The sequence below is a fragment of the Streptomyces sp. B5E4 genome (assembly GCF_039871555.1).
Taxonomy (GTDB): Bacteria; Actinomycetota; Actinomycetes; order Streptomycetales; family Streptomycetaceae; genus Streptomyces.
This window is the reverse complement of sequence record NZ_JBDPMI010000018.1, coordinates 26,900-41,610: the sequence shown is the minus strand read 5'-3', so window position 1 is coordinate 41,610 and position 14,711 is coordinate 26,900. Positions and strand designations below refer to the sequence as shown.

General features: G+C 72.8%; 14 protein-coding genes. 6 read left to right on the top strand and 8 right to left on the bottom strand.

What is annotated here, in order from left to right:
- Positions 1-82: 82 nt before the first annotated feature.
- Positions 83-688 (top strand): YdeI/OmpD-associated family protein, encoded by a 606-nt coding sequence (locus ABGA99_RS22290; protein WP_347579984.1) that lies wholly within the window; start codon positions 83-85, stop codon positions 686-688.
- 89 nt (positions 689-777) lie between these two features.
- Here the strand turns inward: ABGA99_RS22290 and ABGA99_RS22285 are convergent, their stop codons facing one another.
- The 3 genes from ABGA99_RS22285 to ABGA99_RS22275 all read right to left on the bottom strand — a co-directional run bounded on the left by ABGA99_RS22285 (position 778) and on the right by ABGA99_RS22275 (position 2,843).
- Positions 778-1,587, bottom strand: coding sequence for an SAM-dependent methyltransferase (locus tag ABGA99_RS22285; RefSeq protein WP_347579985.1), 810 nt, complete (start codon positions 1,585-1,587; stop codon positions 778-780).
- Between the two features lie 186 nt (positions 1,588-1,773).
- Positions 1,774-2,019, bottom strand: coding sequence for a DUF397 domain-containing protein (locus ABGA99_RS22280; protein ID WP_347579986.1), 246 nt, complete (start codon positions 2,017-2,019; stop codon positions 1,774-1,776).
- A 2-nt stretch (positions 2,020-2,021) separates the two neighbouring features.
- The gene (locus ABGA99_RS22275) at positions 2,022-2,843 is read right to left on the bottom strand and encodes a helix-turn-helix transcriptional regulator (RefSeq protein WP_347580026.1); all 822 of its coding nucleotides are present in this window, start codon (positions 2,841-2,843) and stop codon (positions 2,022-2,024) included.
- A gap of 325 nt (positions 2,844-3,168) precedes the next feature.
- Between ABGA99_RS22275 and ABGA99_RS22270 the strand changes: the two genes are divergently transcribed.
- Together ABGA99_RS22270 and ABGA99_RS22265 are read left to right on the top strand one after the other, a co-directional pair.
- A complete protein-coding gene (locus ABGA99_RS22270) occupies positions 3,169-3,417 on the top strand; it encodes a hypothetical protein (RefSeq protein WP_347579987.1) in 249 nt (82 codons plus the stop codon).
- 83 nt (positions 3,418-3,500) lie between these two features.
- Positions 3,501-4,376, top strand: coding sequence for an IS701 family transposase (locus ABGA99_RS22265; protein WP_347579988.1), 876 nt, complete (start codon positions 3,501-3,503; stop codon positions 4,374-4,376).
- 57 nt (positions 4,377-4,433) lie between these two features.
- Here the strand turns inward: ABGA99_RS22265 and ABGA99_RS22260 are convergent, their stop codons facing one another.
- Entirely contained in the window at positions 4,434-5,006 is a 573-nt protein-coding gene (locus tag ABGA99_RS22260; protein ID WP_347579989.1) for a helix-turn-helix domain-containing protein, read from the bottom strand.
- 83 nt (positions 5,007-5,089) lie between these two features.
- Between ABGA99_RS22260 and ABGA99_RS22255 the strand changes: the two genes are divergently transcribed.
- Positions 5,090-6,040, top strand: a complete 951-nt coding sequence (locus tag ABGA99_RS22255) for an NADP-dependent oxidoreductase (RefSeq protein ID WP_347579990.1) — start codon at positions 5,090-5,092, stop codon at positions 6,038-6,040.
- 113 nt (positions 6,041-6,153) lie between these two features.
- On the opposite strand, the gene ABGA99_RS22250 is transcribed toward ABGA99_RS22255, so the two are convergent.
- From ABGA99_RS22250 to ABGA99_RS22240, 3 genes are all read right to left on the bottom strand, one after another.
- Complete coding sequence (locus ABGA99_RS22250) at positions 6,154-6,489, bottom strand: L-rhamnose mutarotase (protein WP_347579991.1); 336 nt, start codon at positions 6,487-6,489, stop codon at positions 6,154-6,156.
- Positions 6,486-7,247: an SDR family oxidoreductase gene (locus ABGA99_RS22245; protein WP_347579992.1), complete on the bottom strand. Its 762-nt coding sequence runs from the start codon at positions 7,245-7,247 to the stop codon at positions 6,486-6,488. Before ABGA99_RS22245 ends, ABGA99_RS22250 begins: the two co-directional genes overlap by 4 nt.
- Before the next feature lie 174 nt (positions 7,248-7,421).
- On the bottom strand, positions 7,422-7,997 hold the full coding sequence (locus ABGA99_RS22240) for a TetR family transcriptional regulator (protein WP_347579993.1): 576 nt from the start codon (positions 7,995-7,997) through the stop codon (positions 7,422-7,424).
- 74 nt (positions 7,998-8,071) lie between these two features.
- Between ABGA99_RS22240 and ABGA99_RS22235 the strand changes: the two genes are divergently transcribed.
- Positions 8,072-9,958 (top strand): ABC transporter ATP-binding protein, encoded by a 1,887-nt coding sequence (locus ABGA99_RS22235; protein WP_347583285.1) that lies wholly within the window; start codon positions 8,072-8,074, stop codon positions 9,956-9,958.
- Here ABGA99_RS22235 and ABGA99_RS22230 read toward each other — a convergent pair.
- Entirely contained in the window at positions 9,943-13,377 is a 3,435-nt protein-coding gene (locus tag ABGA99_RS22230; RefSeq protein WP_347579995.1) for a S8 family serine peptidase, read from the bottom strand. The two genes, ABGA99_RS22235 and ABGA99_RS22230, sit on opposite strands and share 16 nt — an antisense overlap.
- A 129-nt stretch (positions 13,378-13,506) precedes the next feature.
- Between ABGA99_RS22230 and ABGA99_RS22225 the strand changes: the two genes are divergently transcribed.
- Complete coding sequence (locus ABGA99_RS22225) at positions 13,507-14,523, top strand: helix-turn-helix domain-containing protein (RefSeq protein WP_347579996.1); 1,017 nt, start codon at positions 13,507-13,509, stop codon at positions 14,521-14,523.
- Positions 14,524-14,711 lie beyond the last annotated feature (188 nt).

The following is a 14,711-nucleotide window of genomic DNA, read 5'->3' as shown; positions in this document are numbered from 1 at the left end:
TGACATCCGCCTCCGCGGCCCGCCCCGGAGATCGCCGGTGCGACGTACGGTGGCCCTACCGGCGGCGAAAGGACGAGACGACATGACGTCCCCCGGCAGCGAGCCACCCGACGCGGCCTCCCCCGACGGCGCGCCGGTCCGCGCCTTCGACGGTCCCGCCGGTCTGGAGTCCTGGCTCGACGAGCACCACGGCCTGCGGTCGGGGATGTGGCTCAAGGTCGCCAAGAAGGGGTCCGGGATCACCTCCGTCACGATGGCCGAGGTCGACGACGTCGTGCTCTGCTACGGCTGGATCACCGGCCTGCGCCGCCGGTACGACGACGCCCGCTTCCTGCAGAAGATCACGCCGCGCCGGCCGCGCAGCCAGTGGTCGCGGGTGAACGTGGACCGGGTCGAGGCCCTGACGGCGGCCGGGCGGATGCGCGAGCCGGGGCTCGCGGCGGTACGGGCGGCACAGGCGGACGGGCGGTGGGAGGCGGCGTACGAGTCGCAGAAGAACGCCGGGGTGCCACCCGACCTCGCCGAGGCGCTGGCGGGCAGCCCGCGGGCGGCCGGGTTCTTCGACGGGCTCGGGAAGACGGACCGCTACCTGGTGATCCTGCGACTGCTGCGGGCGCGGTCCGAGGAGAGCCGGGCGGTGCAACTGGCGCGGGTCGTCGCGATGCTGGAGGCCGGACAGCGCCCGTAGCACGGCGATGCGCAACGCCACGCGACGGGCACGGCACGGCACGGCACTCGGCACAGCGGCGCAGCACCGGCCTGAACGGCCGGGCCGGTTCAGGACTTGTGCGCGACGCCGCCGTAGACGTCCGTGGGCTCCGGGTCCGAGCCGGGCTCGGGGCGCCACAGCGGGCAGGAGACTATCCCCGGCTCGATCAGCTCCAGGCCGTCGTAGTACGCGCCGATCTCGTCCGGGGTGCGCAGCACGTACGGGATGGCGCCGGTGTCGTCGTACCCCTGCTGGGCTTCCTGCAGCGCCTTGTCCGTGGCCGTGCTGTCGTAGTGCACGAAGTAACTGCCCAAGGGCAGTGCGGCCTGCAGGCGGCGCACGATGGACTTGGCCTCTTCGTAGTCCTGGATGTGGCCGAGGATCCCCATGAGCATCAGGGCCACCGGCCGGGAGAAGTCGAGGGTCCTGCCCGCCTGTTCCAGGATCGTCTCGGGCTTGTGCAGGTCGGCGTCGACATAAGTGGTCACACCCTCGCGGGTGCTGGTCAGCAGGGCCTGGGCGTGCCGCAGCACTAACGGGTCGTTGTCGACGTAGACGATGCGCGCATCGGGCGCCAGGCGCTGGGCGACCTGGTGGGTGTTGTCGTAAGTCGGCAGGCCGGTGCCGATGTCGAGGAACTGGCGGATGCCGGCCTCGCCCGCCACATGGGTCACGGTACGGATCAGGTAATCACGCGACGCCCGGGCCATCGTCTCGATGTTCGGGGCGATCTGGCGGTACTCGTCGCCCGCCTGGCGGTCGACCGCGTAGTTGTCTTTGCCGCCCATCCAGTAGTTCCAGATCCGGGCCGAGTGCGGCACGGTCGTGTCGATCTTGGAGAGCGCCCCCTCGGCGGGGGTGGACTGGCCTTCTGCCATCGGGATATCTCCTGCCCTGCGGCGCGCGCTAACGGTGCCGGCTAACGTAACGTCACTTCACGGTCGTGCGGGGGGTGTTCCGCCGGTCCGGCGGCACGGATCGGCGCGGATCGGGGCGGAGGGAGGGCATCCGCCCCCCGTCCGCCCACGGTCCGCGCCCGCGGCCGGCGAGTGGCGGCCGGTCCGTCAGTCGACGAGGTAGTCGGCCTGGCCGTCCTTGGCGCCTTCGAGGAAGGCGATCATCTCTTCACGGGTGTAGACGAGGGCGGGGCCGGTCGGGTCGGTGGACTGGCGCAGCGCGACGCTGCCGTCGGGCAGCCGCTTGGCCTCCACGCAGCTTCCGCCGTTGGTGCCGCTCCAGGGCTTCTGCCAGCCCTCGGTGCCGAGTTCGGTCGCCGTGACGCCGTTGCGGAATGGGGGGTCGGCTCGCATGGTCAGTACTCCTTACGCATCTCCACCAGGCGTGACCTGGTCCGGTCCACCGGATCGGCCTGGACGGCCATCCGGTCGAGTGTTTCCAGATACCCGACGACGTCCTCGGGCTGGTCGACGTAGACCGCGCCGGTGAGGTTCTCCGTGTAGACGATGTCGGGCAGTTCGGTGAAGCCGAAGCGGAAGTAGTGGAACGGGCCGAACGCGCCCGGGTGCGGCCCGGCCGAGAACGGCATGATCTGCATCTTCACGTTCGGCAGCTCGATGGCTTCGATCAGCCGGTCTATCTGGGTCCGCATCACCTCAGGACCGCCGACCGGCCGGCGCAGCACCGACTCCTCCAGCACGGCCCACATCGCGGGCGCCCTGGGGGCGGTCAGCAGGTCCGCGCGGGTCGTCCGCAGTGTCACGCGCCCCTCGACGTCCTCGTCCGAGGCGTTGGGAAAGCCGACCCGGAAGAGCGCCCGGGCGTAGTCCGCGGTCTGCAGCAGCCCGGGGACGTAGTGCGGCTCGTAGATGCGGATGACCGTGGCGTCGGTCTCCAGGCTCACGTAGGCCCGGAACCATGCGGGAAGGACGTTGCGGTACTTGTACCACCAGCCCGGCTGGTTGGCCTCCTTCGCCATCCTGAGGAAGTCGTCGGTCTCGGCGCCTCCGACACCGTAGAGGCGCAGCAACTCCCGCACGTACGGGATGCGCAGGCCTACTTCCGCCTTCTCCATCCGCCGCACGGTCAGCGGCGTGACGTCGATGGCCTCCGCGGCGCGGTCGAAGCTGACCTTCGCCTTCTCCCGCAAGTGCCGCAGCCGCTTTCCCAGGACCATCCGCAGCACGGTCGGGGCGCTGCCGCCACCAGAGCGTGTTTCGCTCACGTCCTGACCTCCCGGCACGGCTGCTACCCGGGGAGTGTGTCACGGACGCCATGACGGTGACAGGGGGGCCATGCACATTCTGAAATTATCAGGGCGATGCTTGCGGGCTGCTGTTGCCGACGGTCATAGTGAGGGGAACTGCCGACCACGCCGACCGCGCTCACGCCCCCACCGCGGTCCGGTCGCACGGCAGTTGGCGACTCCAGGGACCCGTCGGCCGACCACCGCCGGGAGGGGGCACATCCTCGACCGCGTACGAACCTCCGAGGAGCGCATCGTGAGCAGCAGACTGGGCCTCGGCCTGGGGCACGAACGCCATCCGTTGCTGGGCAAGCTCGTGCTGGACCGGACCTCCGGCCGCACCGGCGTGCTCCGCGCCATCTGCCCCGAGCCCGAGACCCACACGGTGTGGTCGGCCCCCGTCCTGCGCCAGGTCGCGGGGCCCCGGATGGCCTGGCTGGTCCCGGTGGGCGGCGGAGTGGAGTGGACGACGAGCCCGGACGCCATCGTGGAGGCGACCGCCTGAGAGCAGGCGGCCGAAGGCACGTTGCGGACTGCCCGGCCCCGGAGTCGGAGCGGCTGCGATCGAGGAGCGCGGCGCACCGTCGGATGAGGGAGGTACGGGCCTTCTCCTCCGCCGGCGCTCGGAAACGCTCAGTACTCCGGTGTGACTTCGCGATCTTGTGGGGATCCCGGCCGGAACGGGTACGGCCACCGCGTGATCGTCGGGGGGCGCTCATCGACCGCCGACTTCACCCACCCGAGCGGTCTGGGTGCGCCGACCCCGAGCGCCGTCGCACGGCTGGAATACCCGACGACGTGACCTTCGCGACCAAGCCCCGCCTGGGAGGGGACATGATCGCTGCCGCGTTGGATGCCGGAGTCACCGCCTCCTGGGTGACCGGCGACGAAGCCTACTGTCAGGACCCCCACCTTCGCGCCCGTCTGGAAGAACGGGGTATCGGATACGCCCCGGCCGTGGCCTGCTCGGCCAGGGTGCAGATCAACAACGGCCGCGAGCCTGCCCGCGCGGACACCGTCGCGGACCGCCTGCCGAAGGCGTCCTGGCACCGGCAGAGCGCCGGCAGTGGCGCGAAGGGCCCGCGCCACTACGACTGGGCCTGGGTCCGCATCGGCAGTGACCACCATCGCCACCTGCTCATCCCCCGCAACCGGACCACCGGCGAACTCGCCTTCTACCGGTGCTGGTCACCCGCCGAAGTGTCGCTGTCGGGGCTGGTCCGTGTCGCCGGTGCCCGCTGGAGTGTCGAGGAGTACTCCCAGGCCGCAAAGGGTCAGGTCGGGCTCGACCACTACCAGGTCAGGCACTGGACGGCATGGCACCGGCACGGCCGTCACCACGGCCAAACTGCTGCACTGGTCCAGCTGGCGCCGACACCACCGGCCAGCGGCTCGACGCAGTCACTACCGGCGACGATCTCTCAAGGAACCCATCAGATGGACCAGGAAACCGCACTGAGGTAAGGCCGTTTCCCGGACAGCCGGTTCCACGCTTATCTGCGAGGCCTGTTTGCGGCCGGCTCAGCGGTTCGCTGGAGCTGGCGGCGTGACCACTTCGCGCAGCTCGGCGGTGGCCTGGGCCATGAGCTGAGCGAGGGTGGTGTCCGGCTCGGCCAGCCAGCGGGGCATGGCGCGCCGGTGGATCGCCAGCACCACGTCGATGGTGAAGCGTGCTTTGCCGGGCTCGACGCCGCGGCGCTCGAGCGCCGGTGCCAGCGCGTCGGCGATGTCGGCGAGCTTGATCAGATCGCGCTCGGCCAGTGCCGGGTTGGCGGCGATCACTCTTCCCCGGCGCAGCAGGAACTCGCGTGGGCGGAAGATCTCCTCGGCGGTTCCCAGCGCGGCCAGCAGCGCCTCGATCGGGGTGAGGCCCGGGTCGGCCGCCTCGACCTGGGCGACGAGGTGGGCCTCGAGTTCGTTGCCGGCGAAGAGGACTTCCCGCTTGTCGGGGAAGTAGCGGTAGAAGGAGCGCTCCTTCAGACCGGCGGCGCCTGCGATCTGCGCGACCGAGGTGCGCTCGAACCCCTGCGTCTCGAACAGTTCGAGCGCCGCGCGTTCGAGCCGGCCCTGTGCGTCGGATTCCCATCGCGGCATACCCACCAGGGTACGACAACAGGAGCTGTTGTCAGCTGGTACGGTCAATGACAACAGATGCTGTTATCACCTGGGAGATCGTCATGAAGGCTCTGCAATTCGACCGGTTCGGTTCCCCGGACGTGATCGTGCTCCGCGACGTCCCACAGCCGGAGCCGGGACCCGGCCAGATCCGGATCGCCGTGCGGGCGTGCGGCCTGACACCGGCCGACTGGCACGTCGTCGACGGTCTCCTCGCCGACCATCTGCCGCCGCTGCCGCGCGGGCTCGGCCTGGAGGTCGCGGGCACCGTCGACGCGCTCGGCGAGGGCGTCACCGGCGTCCAGATCGGCGACCGCGTGTTCGGCCCGGCCGCCTTCGACGGCCCGACGGCCGGCGCCGCCGAGTACGCGCTGATGCCGGCCTGGGCACGCATTGCCGAGGGCGTCACCGCCGAGCAGGCCGCCGCGCTGCCGATGGCGGCCGAGACGGCGTGGCGCGCGCTCGACGACCTCGGCGTCCAGCCCGGTGAGCTGCTGCTCGTCCACGGCGCGGGCACCACCGTGGGCGAGGCGGCGGTGCGCTTCGCCCTGCACCGGGGTATCCGGGTGATCGCTACAGCCGGGCCGACTCGGGCCGCCGCCCTCGAAGAGATCGGCGCCCAGGTGACCGCCTACGGCGAGGGCATGGCCGAACGCGTCAGCGCACTGACCCCGGGCGCCGTGGACCGCGCCCTGGACACCACGCCGACCGGGGGCCGGATCGACCGCGCCGACCAGCCCAGCCCGGCCGGCGGCTCGCTGCCGACCTTGATCGAGCTGACCGGGGATCCCGACCGTGTCCTCACCGTCTCGGACTTCGCCGCCGCAGCCGAACTGGGCGTCCGGATCACCACCGAGATCCGCTACGACCGGATGAATGAGTTCGCCAGGCTCGCCGGCGAAGGCATCCTGGTCGTACCTGTCGCCCGCACCTACACCCTCGACCAGATCCGGGACGCGGCCAAGCTCAGCCAATCCCGCCGCCCCGGCGGCAAACTCATGCTCGTCCTGTGATCACCTTGCCGGCCTGGTCAGGCGAAAGGGGCCCACACAACCCGGTGATCACACGGTGACCGCACCCGTTCCCGCCCAAGGTCCCTACAAGACTGCGAAGTCACACCGGTTTACTAGCCGGGCGCGCCGCCGGGCGGCCGGAGTTCCCAGACGACGGGGAGGCCCGCGCTGGTGCCCTCGTCGGTGTAGTCGTGGACCACGTCGAGGAGTTCGGCCATACGGGCCTGCCAGGCGACGTTCACCGGGAGGTGTTCCAGTTCGGCGAGGAGGCGGGCGTAGTCCTCGCACTCGATGACGTGGAAGAGGTCGGTGCCGCTGCGCCAGATGGTCCAGGAGGTGGCGCCGGCCCCGCGGATGGCCTGCGTCAGCCCCTCCGGGACCTCGCGGTGGGCGGCCTCGTACTCCTCGATGCGGTCGGCGCGGACCTGCGTGCGCAGGGCGATCCTCATCGGCCCGGCTCCGGGGCGCGCAGGCGCAGGCCCTGCATGCCGCCGTCGACGGCCAGGGCCGTGCCGGTCACGGAGGCGGCGGTGGGGCTCGCCAGGTAGGCGATGGCTGCGGCGACTTCGTCGGCGGTGACCAGGCGGCCCATGGGCTGGCGGGCGTGGAGTGCGGTGCGTTCGGCCGCGGGGTCGGGGGCCTGGTCCAGGAGCCGGCTGACCCAGGGGGTGTCCGCCGTGCCGGGGTTGACGCAGTTGACCCGGATGCCTTCGCGTACGTGGTCGGCGGCCATCGCCAGCGTCAGGGACTGCACGGCGCCCTTGGTGGCGGAGTACAGCGCGCGCTGCGGGAGGCCGGCGGTGGCGGCGACGGAGCAGGTGTTGACGATCGCGGGGTGCGCGGAGCGGCGCAGGTGGCGCAGGGCGGCGCGGGTGGTGCGCACGACGCCGAGCAGGTTGACGTCCAGCACCCGGTGCCACTCGGCCTCGTCGTTGTCCTCGACGGTGCCGACCGCGCCGATGCCGGCGTTGTTCACCAGGACGTCGATACCGCGCAGGGCGCCGGCCGCGTCGCTGATCGCGGTGGTGACGGAGGCGTCGTCGGAGACGTCCGCGCGGTATCCGCGCAGGGGTTGGGGTACGTCGTCGGGGTGGAGGTCGAGGACGGCGACCTGGGCGCCGCGCTCGGCCAGCAGCCGCGCGGTGGCCAGTCCGATCCCCGAAGCCCCGCCGGTCACCACGGCCTTGAGCCCGTCGAAGTCCTTCATCCTGAAATGACCTCCTGTCATCCGACGATTCTCTCGGCGGGCGTAAGCCCGTCAGACGCGGCGCACCTAGGCACGTAGCACGATCTGCATATTTACCAGATCGATCGATGTCTGCGACACCCCATGGAGCGAAGATCCGCCCGCCCGGCATGAATTGATCGGATCTCTGACGGGCTACGACGGCGCGCCCACGGACCTCCGCAGCGTGTACAGGCACAGGCTCAGCGCGTTGTGCTTGGTGTCCCCGCCGCGCTGGCGCTGCCACGCGATGTACAGCAGGGACCAGAGGAGCTGGACGATCCAGTCGGCGTCCAGCCGGCCGTCCAGGGTGCCTTCTTCCCGGCCGCGTTCGACGAGCCTGGCCAGCGCCTGGTCCGCCTCCGTCTCCTCTTCCCAGTCCTCCCAGTTCCACGTGCCGGCCAGCGAGTCGTCGAAGGCGATCGCCAGGCTCTCGCCCAGCTCGAAGTACTCCTGGCAGAGGCGCTCCAGCGCGGTGAGCGCGGGGCCGTCGTCGGGCCGGGCACGGTCGGTGGCGGCGGCGATCTTGTCCAGGACGTCCGCGCCGATGGCGGCGACCAGATCGGAGCGCTCGGCGAAGTAGCGGTGCACCGTGGTGCGCCCGACGCCCGCCGCCGCCGCCACGTCGGCCAGCGAGGCCGTCGGGTTCTGGGCGAGCACGGCGGTGCCGGCGTCGAGGATGGCGCGCCGTGTCCGGGCCCGCGCGCCGGTGCTGCTCACTGCGGTGTCCATGCCCATACCGTACCGCCACCCCCAGAATGGAACTCGTTTGACGGGAATGGAACAGCGATGTTCTACTGCCGGGCATGAGTGTTCCGGAAAGCGTGCGCCTCCTCTGGTCGTTCGCCAGGCCGCACCGGGGGGTGCTGGCCCTCGGCCTGCTGCTGGCCCTGGCCGGCTCCGCCCTCGCTCTGGCGTCCCCGATGGTGACGAAGTGGGTGCTGGACTCCCTCGCCGACGACGCCTCGCTCACGGGCCCGGTCGTCACACTGCTGGTGCTGATGGTCGTCGGCGCGGTGCTCGGGCACCGGCAGTGGGTGATCCTCGGCGCCGTGGGCGAGCGCGTGGTGCTGGAGGCGCGCGAGTCGATGGTGCGCCGTTTCTTCCGGGCCACGGTGCCGGGCGTGACCGCCCGGCCGCCCGGCGAGCTGGTCTCCCGGGCCGTCTCCGACACGACGCTGCTGCACGCGTCGGCCTCGGGCGCGATCGTCGGCCTGGTCAACGGTGTGGTCATGCTCGTCGGCACGCTGGCGATGATGGCCGTGCTGGACCTCGTACTGCTCGCGACCACGGTCGCGTCGGTGGTCCTCATCGTCGTCCTCTTCGCCACCCTGATGCCCGGTATCGCGCGGGCGGAGGAGCAGGCGCAGGAGCATGTCGGAAGGCTCGGCGGGCGGCTCGAAGGCGCGCTGCGCGCGGTGCGTACGGTCAAGGCCAGCGGCGCCGAGGAGCGCCAGGCCGACGGGATAGCGCGGGAGGCCAGGGCCGCGGCCGACCAGGGGCTCAAAGCGATCCGGCTGCAGGCGGCGGTCTGGGTGATCGCCTGGACGGGTATCGAGCTGGCGATCATCCTGATCCTCGGCCTCGGCGCGTGGCGCGTGGACGCCGGATCCCTGGAGGTCTCCGGGCTCATCGCCTTCCTGCTCTACGCCTTCGGGCTGATGGGGCCGGTGACCGAGCTGAGCCAGCACACCTCCGAGCTGCAGTCCGGGATCGCCGCGGCCAAGCGCATCCGCGCGGTGGACGGGCTGACCACCGAGGAGGAGTTCGCCGGCGCGGCGGCGGGTGCGCCGGCGAAGCAGGCCGCCGCGCCCCCCGGCGCGGCGGACGAACGGGCGGGCGAGGGGCCGGGCGGCCCGGCGCACGACGGGTCCGGCGGCGGTGCCGTGCTCGAACTACGCGGCGTCACCGCCGGGTACGGGCCGGGCCGCGAGCCCGCGGTGCGCGGCATCGACCTGGCCGTGCCGCGCCGCGGGCACACCGCCATCGTCGGCCCGTCCGGCGCCGGCAAGACGACGCTCCTGTCGCTGATCCTGCGCTTCCTGGAGCCCCAGGAGGGCGAACTGGCGCTCGACGGGCGGCCGTACCACGAGCTGAGCCACACCGCGATCCGCTCCCGGCTGGCGTACGTGGAGCAGGACACCCCGGTCGTCCCGGGCACCATCCGGGACAACCTGCTGTTCTCCCGCCCCGACGCCGGGGAGCAGGACCTGCGCCGCGTACTGCGCGACGTGCGGCTGGCCGAGAAGGTCGACGGCCTCGACGACGGGCTGGACACCGAACTGTCCTCGACCGCCGTCTCCGGCGGCGAGCGCCAGCGCATCGCGCTGGCGCGCGCGCTGCTGCGCGAGCCCGACGTGCTGCTGCTGGACGAGGCCACCGCCCAGCTCGACGCGCTCACCGAGGCCGCGGTCCACGAGTGCATACGCACCCGGGCGCGGGCCGGCGCCGTCGTCACGATCGCCCACCGGCTGTCGACCGTGATCGACGCGGACACCATCGTGGTGATGGAGTCCGGCCGGATCCGCGCCCGCGGCACCCACGATGAACTGCTGGCCGCCGACGCGCTCTACCGCGGCCTGGTGGAGGCCCTGCGTATCGCCTCGGCGGGGTCGGGGGCCGCTGCGCCCGCCGGTCACGCAGCGGCCCCCGCCACCGTCGTCGCCCCCGGTGCGCCTCAGCGCACCGGGTAGGCGTCGACGATGGTCTGGTCGACGGTCCGGCCTTCCGCGGCCGAGCCCTCGACACGTACGGAGACGGAGTCACCCGCGCGCGGCCGCACCCCGGGGGCCGTGGCCAGCACGGAGCCGTCCGGCATGGGCACGGCCAGCATGCGGTGCCAGCGGTCACCGGAGTCGGTGGACACCCACAGCCGCAGCGTGCCCTTCTCCTTGCGCCAGTCGCTCGGGCTCTCGGAGGACACCAGCCCGGCTCCCAGCATCAGCGGGACACCGGCGCGCAGCGTGCCGTCGTCGCGGGTCGGCGGCCGGTAGTCGACGGTGAGCAGCCGCGGCTTGACGGCGGATCCGCCGGGCGCGGGCCCGCGGGACGGGAAGGTCCAGCTCGTGTCCGTCCGGCTGCCGAGCGGCAGCCGCGCGGTGTCCGGGCGCGCGGTGTGCTCCAGCCGGTAGGTCGCGGGTTCCGACGGGACGTCGAAGTACGAGCTGCCCGGCTGGCGCGGCAGCACCTCCGTGCCGTCGCGGTACAGCCGCAGCCTCTGCTGGCCGAACACGCCGGCAGGGTCCTGCCCGTTGTGCTCGCCGTCGCTGAGGTCGACGGGCACGGCGAGGCTGCCGTCGTAGTGGTTGCCGGCCACCACCGCCGGAGCCAGCCCGCGGAACCACACGGGCTCGCCTCGCTCCCCGCGCTCGTACGCTCCCGTCGGCCCGCACATCGACAAGCCGCCCGCGGACGGCGCGCGCACGCAGTGCTGCCAGCGCACCTCCGGTCCCGCGGTGACCAGTTCGGTCCTGCGCCGCGGCACGTCCAGCGGCTCGCTCATCCCGAACCCGGCGTGGATCCGGTCGGAGTAGGCGTAGCGCGTCTCGGCGTACGTGTCGGGGCTGCCGCGCAGCGCGCGGTAGTCGGACGTCATCCTGGCGAGGCCGTGGGCCTCGGCGCGGGAGACGTCGTAGACCGGCGGGTCGGCGATCTTCTCGCCGCCCAGCACCAACTCGTAGGCGTCCGCCTGCCGGCCGTGCGCCGGGCCCGTCGCGTCCAGCCGCCAGCGGGTCTCGAACGCCACGGTGCCGCTCTTGACCGGTCCGGTCGGCTGCAGGAAAACCCGGCCCTCGGTGACCTCTTCGCCGCGGGCGTAGATGCCGTCGCCGATGCCCGTGCCCCGCTTGGCGTCACCGCGCTGGTAGTGGATGGAGACGTGCTCGACCTCGGTCTGCGCGCCCGCGACCCGCGCCGGCCGCAGTTGCTTCGCCTTGCGCGCGTCGATGGTGTACTCCATGTCCCGGTCGAGCATGACCTCGGGCGAGCCGGCGAACGCGACCGTGGCCGGGGAGCCGTCGCGCGCCGGGGTCTCGACCTTCGCCATCACGCTGAGCGACCCGGGCAGCATCCGGGCGGTGCCCTGGCCGTTCTCGTCCAGGTGCACGGTCTGGGAGCCGCCGCCGCTGACGGGGCGGTAGTCGTCCATGTTGGCGAGGTACACGGTGCCGCCCGCCCAGGGCTCGCCGTCGCGGTCGAGCACGGTCAGCCGGATGTCGTGGCGGGGCGCTTCGAGGTAGGCGTTGAACGGCAGGGTGACGGTGTCGCGACCGTCGCGCTCCACCACGACCCCACCGGCGTAGACGCGCGGCGGCGCCGCGCCGGGGTCGAGCCTGGCCGTGATCGTCTGCTTCTCCCCCGGCGCCACGGTGACCTGGGCCGGGCTGACGGTCAGGAGGTCGTCGGGCGCGTCGTCGCCGTAGACGTCGCGGGCGTTGTCGGAGAGGTCCAGGCGCTCGGGCGCGGTGCCGTTGTTGGTGACGGAGAACTCGACGGTGCGCGGCTCGCTGCCGTCGGGGTAGCGCAGGTAGCCGAAGTCGACGTTGCCGCGGTCGAATGCGAGGGTGTCGGAGACGGCGCCGGGCACGTCGAGCATGCCCGCGCCGGCGTACTGCGACTGCGTCCTGTCCGCCTCCCCGTCCGCGGTGGTCATGAGCGCGGTCTTCACCCGCTCCCAGCTCCAGCCGGGGTGCTTCTCCAGCAGCAGCGCAGCGGCGCCCGCGACATGCGGCGCGGCCTGGGAGGTGCCGTTCATCATCGTGTACGGATCGGCCGTGCCGCTGCCGGAGCGGGCGCCGGTGATGCCGGTGCCGGGCGCGATCAGGTCGGGCTTGGCGCGGAACGTGGCGCGAGTCGGCCCGACGCTGGAGTAGAACGCCGTCTTGCCGCTCTCCACCGCGGCGCCGACCGTCAGCGCGCTGCGCGCGATGCCCGGCGACTGGATGGAGCCGCCGAACGGGCCCATGTTGCCCGCCGCCGCGACGAAGAGGGTGCCGGTGTCGGCGGTGAGCGCGTCCAGCGAGAGGGCGACCGGGTCGTCCCGCTCTCCCGGCTGCGCGCCGAGGCTGAGGTTCGCCACCTCGGCGCCCTGCTCGGTGGCCCACTCCATGCCCGCGATGACCCAGGACGACTGCCCCCGGCCGTCGTCGTCGAGCACCCGGGCGTTGAGCAGCCGGGCGCCGTGGGCGACGCCGCGCCGGGCGCCGTCCGCCGCCGCGCCGGTGCCGGCGACGATCGAGGCGACGTGCGTGCCGTGGCCGTCGGGGTCGCCGGTGGAGCCGCTGCCGGTGAAGTCCCGGGCGGCGGCGATCTGTCCGCGCAGGTCGGGGTGGTCGGCGTCGATGCCGGAGTCGAGCACGGCGATGTCCACGCCGACGCCGCTCAGGCCGCTCTCCCACGCCTCGGGTGCGCCGATCATGCCGAGGTTCCAGTCGAGTTCCGCGGCCCGGACCTCGCGGTCGAGCCACACGTGCGTCACCCCGGCCGCGGCCCTGGGTCCCGCGGGGGCGGCGAGCCGCTCGGCGAAGCCGGCGGCGGCGTCCTTGGGCACGGCGACGGCGGTGGCGTCGATGCTGGGCAGCCCGCGGATGTCCTCGGCCTCGTCCAGAGCGGCCAGCGGGCGGGGGCCGCGGACGATCAGCGGAAGGGTGTCGGTGGCGGCGTCGTCGTAGTCCATCGCGGCCAGCGCGGTGACGTTGAACAGTTCGGTGTCCAGGACGCCGGGTACCAGTGCGGCCACGCCGTCGGGGATGACGTACACGTCGCCTCCCTCGTGCAGGGTGGTGAACGACGTGCTCCCCCCGACGCCTTCCGCGGGGGTCACGGAGACGGTGGGCCGGCCGTCGGCGACGGGGCCGAGGGTGACGGTGTCGCCCGTCACGAGGGTGATTTCGGTGCCCGGTTCGGTCTTCGCCGCGGCGCCGTCGTCCGGGCCGGACGACGCGTCGGCGAAGGCGCCGGGGGCGGAGTCGGTTGCGGTGGCGAATGCCGCCGGGTGTGACACTGACGATTCCGGCAGCGCTGTGGCTAGAGAAGGCACGGAGGCCAGCAACGAGGCGAGGCAGCCGAGCACGGCGGCGCGGATGGGCAGGTAACGCCGGGGCGAACGATGCATGACTTGGGTTGTAACCCGCTCGTCCGGCGCCAAGGAAGCGGTTTCCGTTGGCGACTTGTCGCCATGTCGGCTCTTGGCCAGACAGGGCGAACGGCGGCGGGGACCCGTGCGGAAGGAGCGTGAGAGACGATGCTGGAGCCGGCAGGCGTCGAACCGACGGAGGAACGGGTGTACCGGCTGCTGGTCGGGCTGCACGGCGCGGACGCGGAGACCGTGGCCGCGGAGCTGGGCCTCGACCGGCGGCGGGCGGAGTCGCTGCTGACCTCGCTGCAGGAGAAGGGGCTGGTCAGCGGTCCGGAGCAACGCCCGGGCAGCGCGGGGCACTTCGTGCCCGTGGCACCGGACGTGGCGCTCGGGCCGCGGCTGCTGCGCGGGCAGGAGGCGCTGGAGCGGGCCAGGCGCGGGGTGACCGAGCTGACCGAGGAGTTCCGGGCGGGCGGCAGGCGCCGCGACGCGCGGCAGCTCGTCGAGGTCGTCACGGGCGTGGCGGCGATCCGGCAGCAGATACGCGACCTCGCGTACGGCTCGCGCACGGAGGTGCTGGCGCTGTGCAAGGCGGGGCACGTGGCGATGCCGTCGGCGGACAACGACGAGGAGTTCGAGATGCTCGCCAAGGGCGTGCGCTACCGCGTCATCTATGAGCGCGCCCTGCTGGAGGAGCCCGGGATGCTGGGCAACGTGGCCCTCGGCGTCCGCGCGGGCGAGGCGGCGCGGGCGGCGAGCGCGCTGCCGGTGCGGCTGATGATCGCCGACGGGGTGCTGGCGCTGTGCCCGCTGGTCCCGAACGCGGACAGCAGGTTCGGCGAGCCGACGGTGGCGGTGGTACGCAGCAGCGCGCTGCTGGACGCGCTGATCGCGCTCTTCGAGAGCCAGTGGGCGGCGGCGTCGCCGCTGCACGTCACCGGGGCGGGCGAGCTGGCCGGGCTCGGCGACGGCGCCGGGGCGGCCGGCCCCGCGCTGGCGGAGGACGAGCGCTATCTGCTGTCGCTGGTGGTGGCGGGGCTCGCGGACAAGGCCATCGCGACGCAGCTCGGCATCAGCCAGCGCACCGTGCAGCGTCGGCTGCGGGACATGATGGGCCGCGTGGGCGCGGACACCCGGGCACAGTTGGTGTGGCAGGCGGCCCGCCGCGACTGGCTGCCGTGACGGCGGTGGGGACGGCCGTGCGCGGCTGAGCGCAGGTCCCGTAACCGCAGGGCGGACGCACGGCGGGGTGCGCCCGTACGACAGGCGTGCCCGAAGGGCACGAACACCCCGCCGGGAGAGATCCCGGCAGGGCGCGCACCCGCACCGGTGCGGCCGGATCGCTCCGGCCGCACCGGTGACGGAGGGTG

Excerpts from the sequence above, each read along its gene's own strand:
- ABGA99_RS22290 (WP_347579984.1), top strand. The coding sequence starts at position 83 with ATGACGTCCCCCGGCAGCGAGCCACCCGACGCGGCCTCCCCCGACGGC.
- ABGA99_RS22285 (WP_347579985.1), bottom strand. The coding sequence starts at position 1,587 with ATGGCAGAAGGCCAGTCCACCCCCGCCGAGGGGGCGCTCTCCAAGATC.
- ABGA99_RS22280 (WP_347579986.1), bottom strand. The coding sequence starts at position 2,019 with ATGCGAGCCGACCCCCCATTCCGCAACGGCGTCACGGCGACCGAACTC.
- ABGA99_RS22275 (WP_347580026.1), bottom strand. The coding sequence starts at position 2,843 with ATGGTCCTGGGAAAGCGGCTGCGGCACTTGCGGGAGAAGGCGAAGGTC.
- ABGA99_RS22265 (WP_347579988.1), top strand. The coding sequence starts at position 3,501 with ATGAGGGAGGTACGGGCCTTCTCCTCCGCCGGCGCTCGGAAACGCTCA.
- ABGA99_RS22260 (WP_347579989.1), bottom strand. The coding sequence starts at position 5,006 with ATGCCGCGATGGGAATCCGACGCACAGGGCCGGCTCGAACGCGCGGCG.
- ABGA99_RS22255 (WP_347579990.1), top strand. The coding sequence starts at position 5,090 with ATGAAGGCTCTGCAATTCGACCGGTTCGGTTCCCCGGACGTGATCGTG.
- ABGA99_RS22250 (WP_347579991.1), bottom strand. The coding sequence starts at position 6,489 with ATGAGGATCGCCCTGCGCACGCAGGTCCGCGCCGACCGCATCGAGGAG.
- ABGA99_RS22245 (WP_347579992.1), bottom strand. The coding sequence starts at position 7,247 with ATGAAGGACTTCGACGGGCTCAAGGCCGTGGTGACCGGCGGGGCTTCG.
- ABGA99_RS22240 (WP_347579993.1), bottom strand. The coding sequence starts at position 7,997 with ATGGACACCGCAGTGAGCAGCACCGGCGCGCGGGCCCGGACACGGCGC.
- ABGA99_RS22235 (WP_347583285.1), top strand. The coding sequence starts at position 8,072 with ATGAGTGTTCCGGAAAGCGTGCGCCTCCTCTGGTCGTTCGCCAGGCCG.
- ABGA99_RS22230 (WP_347579995.1), bottom strand. The coding sequence starts at position 13,377 with ATGCATCGTTCGCCCCGGCGTTACCTGCCCATCCGCGCCGCCGTGCTC.
- ABGA99_RS22225 (WP_347579996.1), top strand. The coding sequence starts at position 13,507 with ATGCTGGAGCCGGCAGGCGTCGAACCGACGGAGGAACGGGTGTACCGG.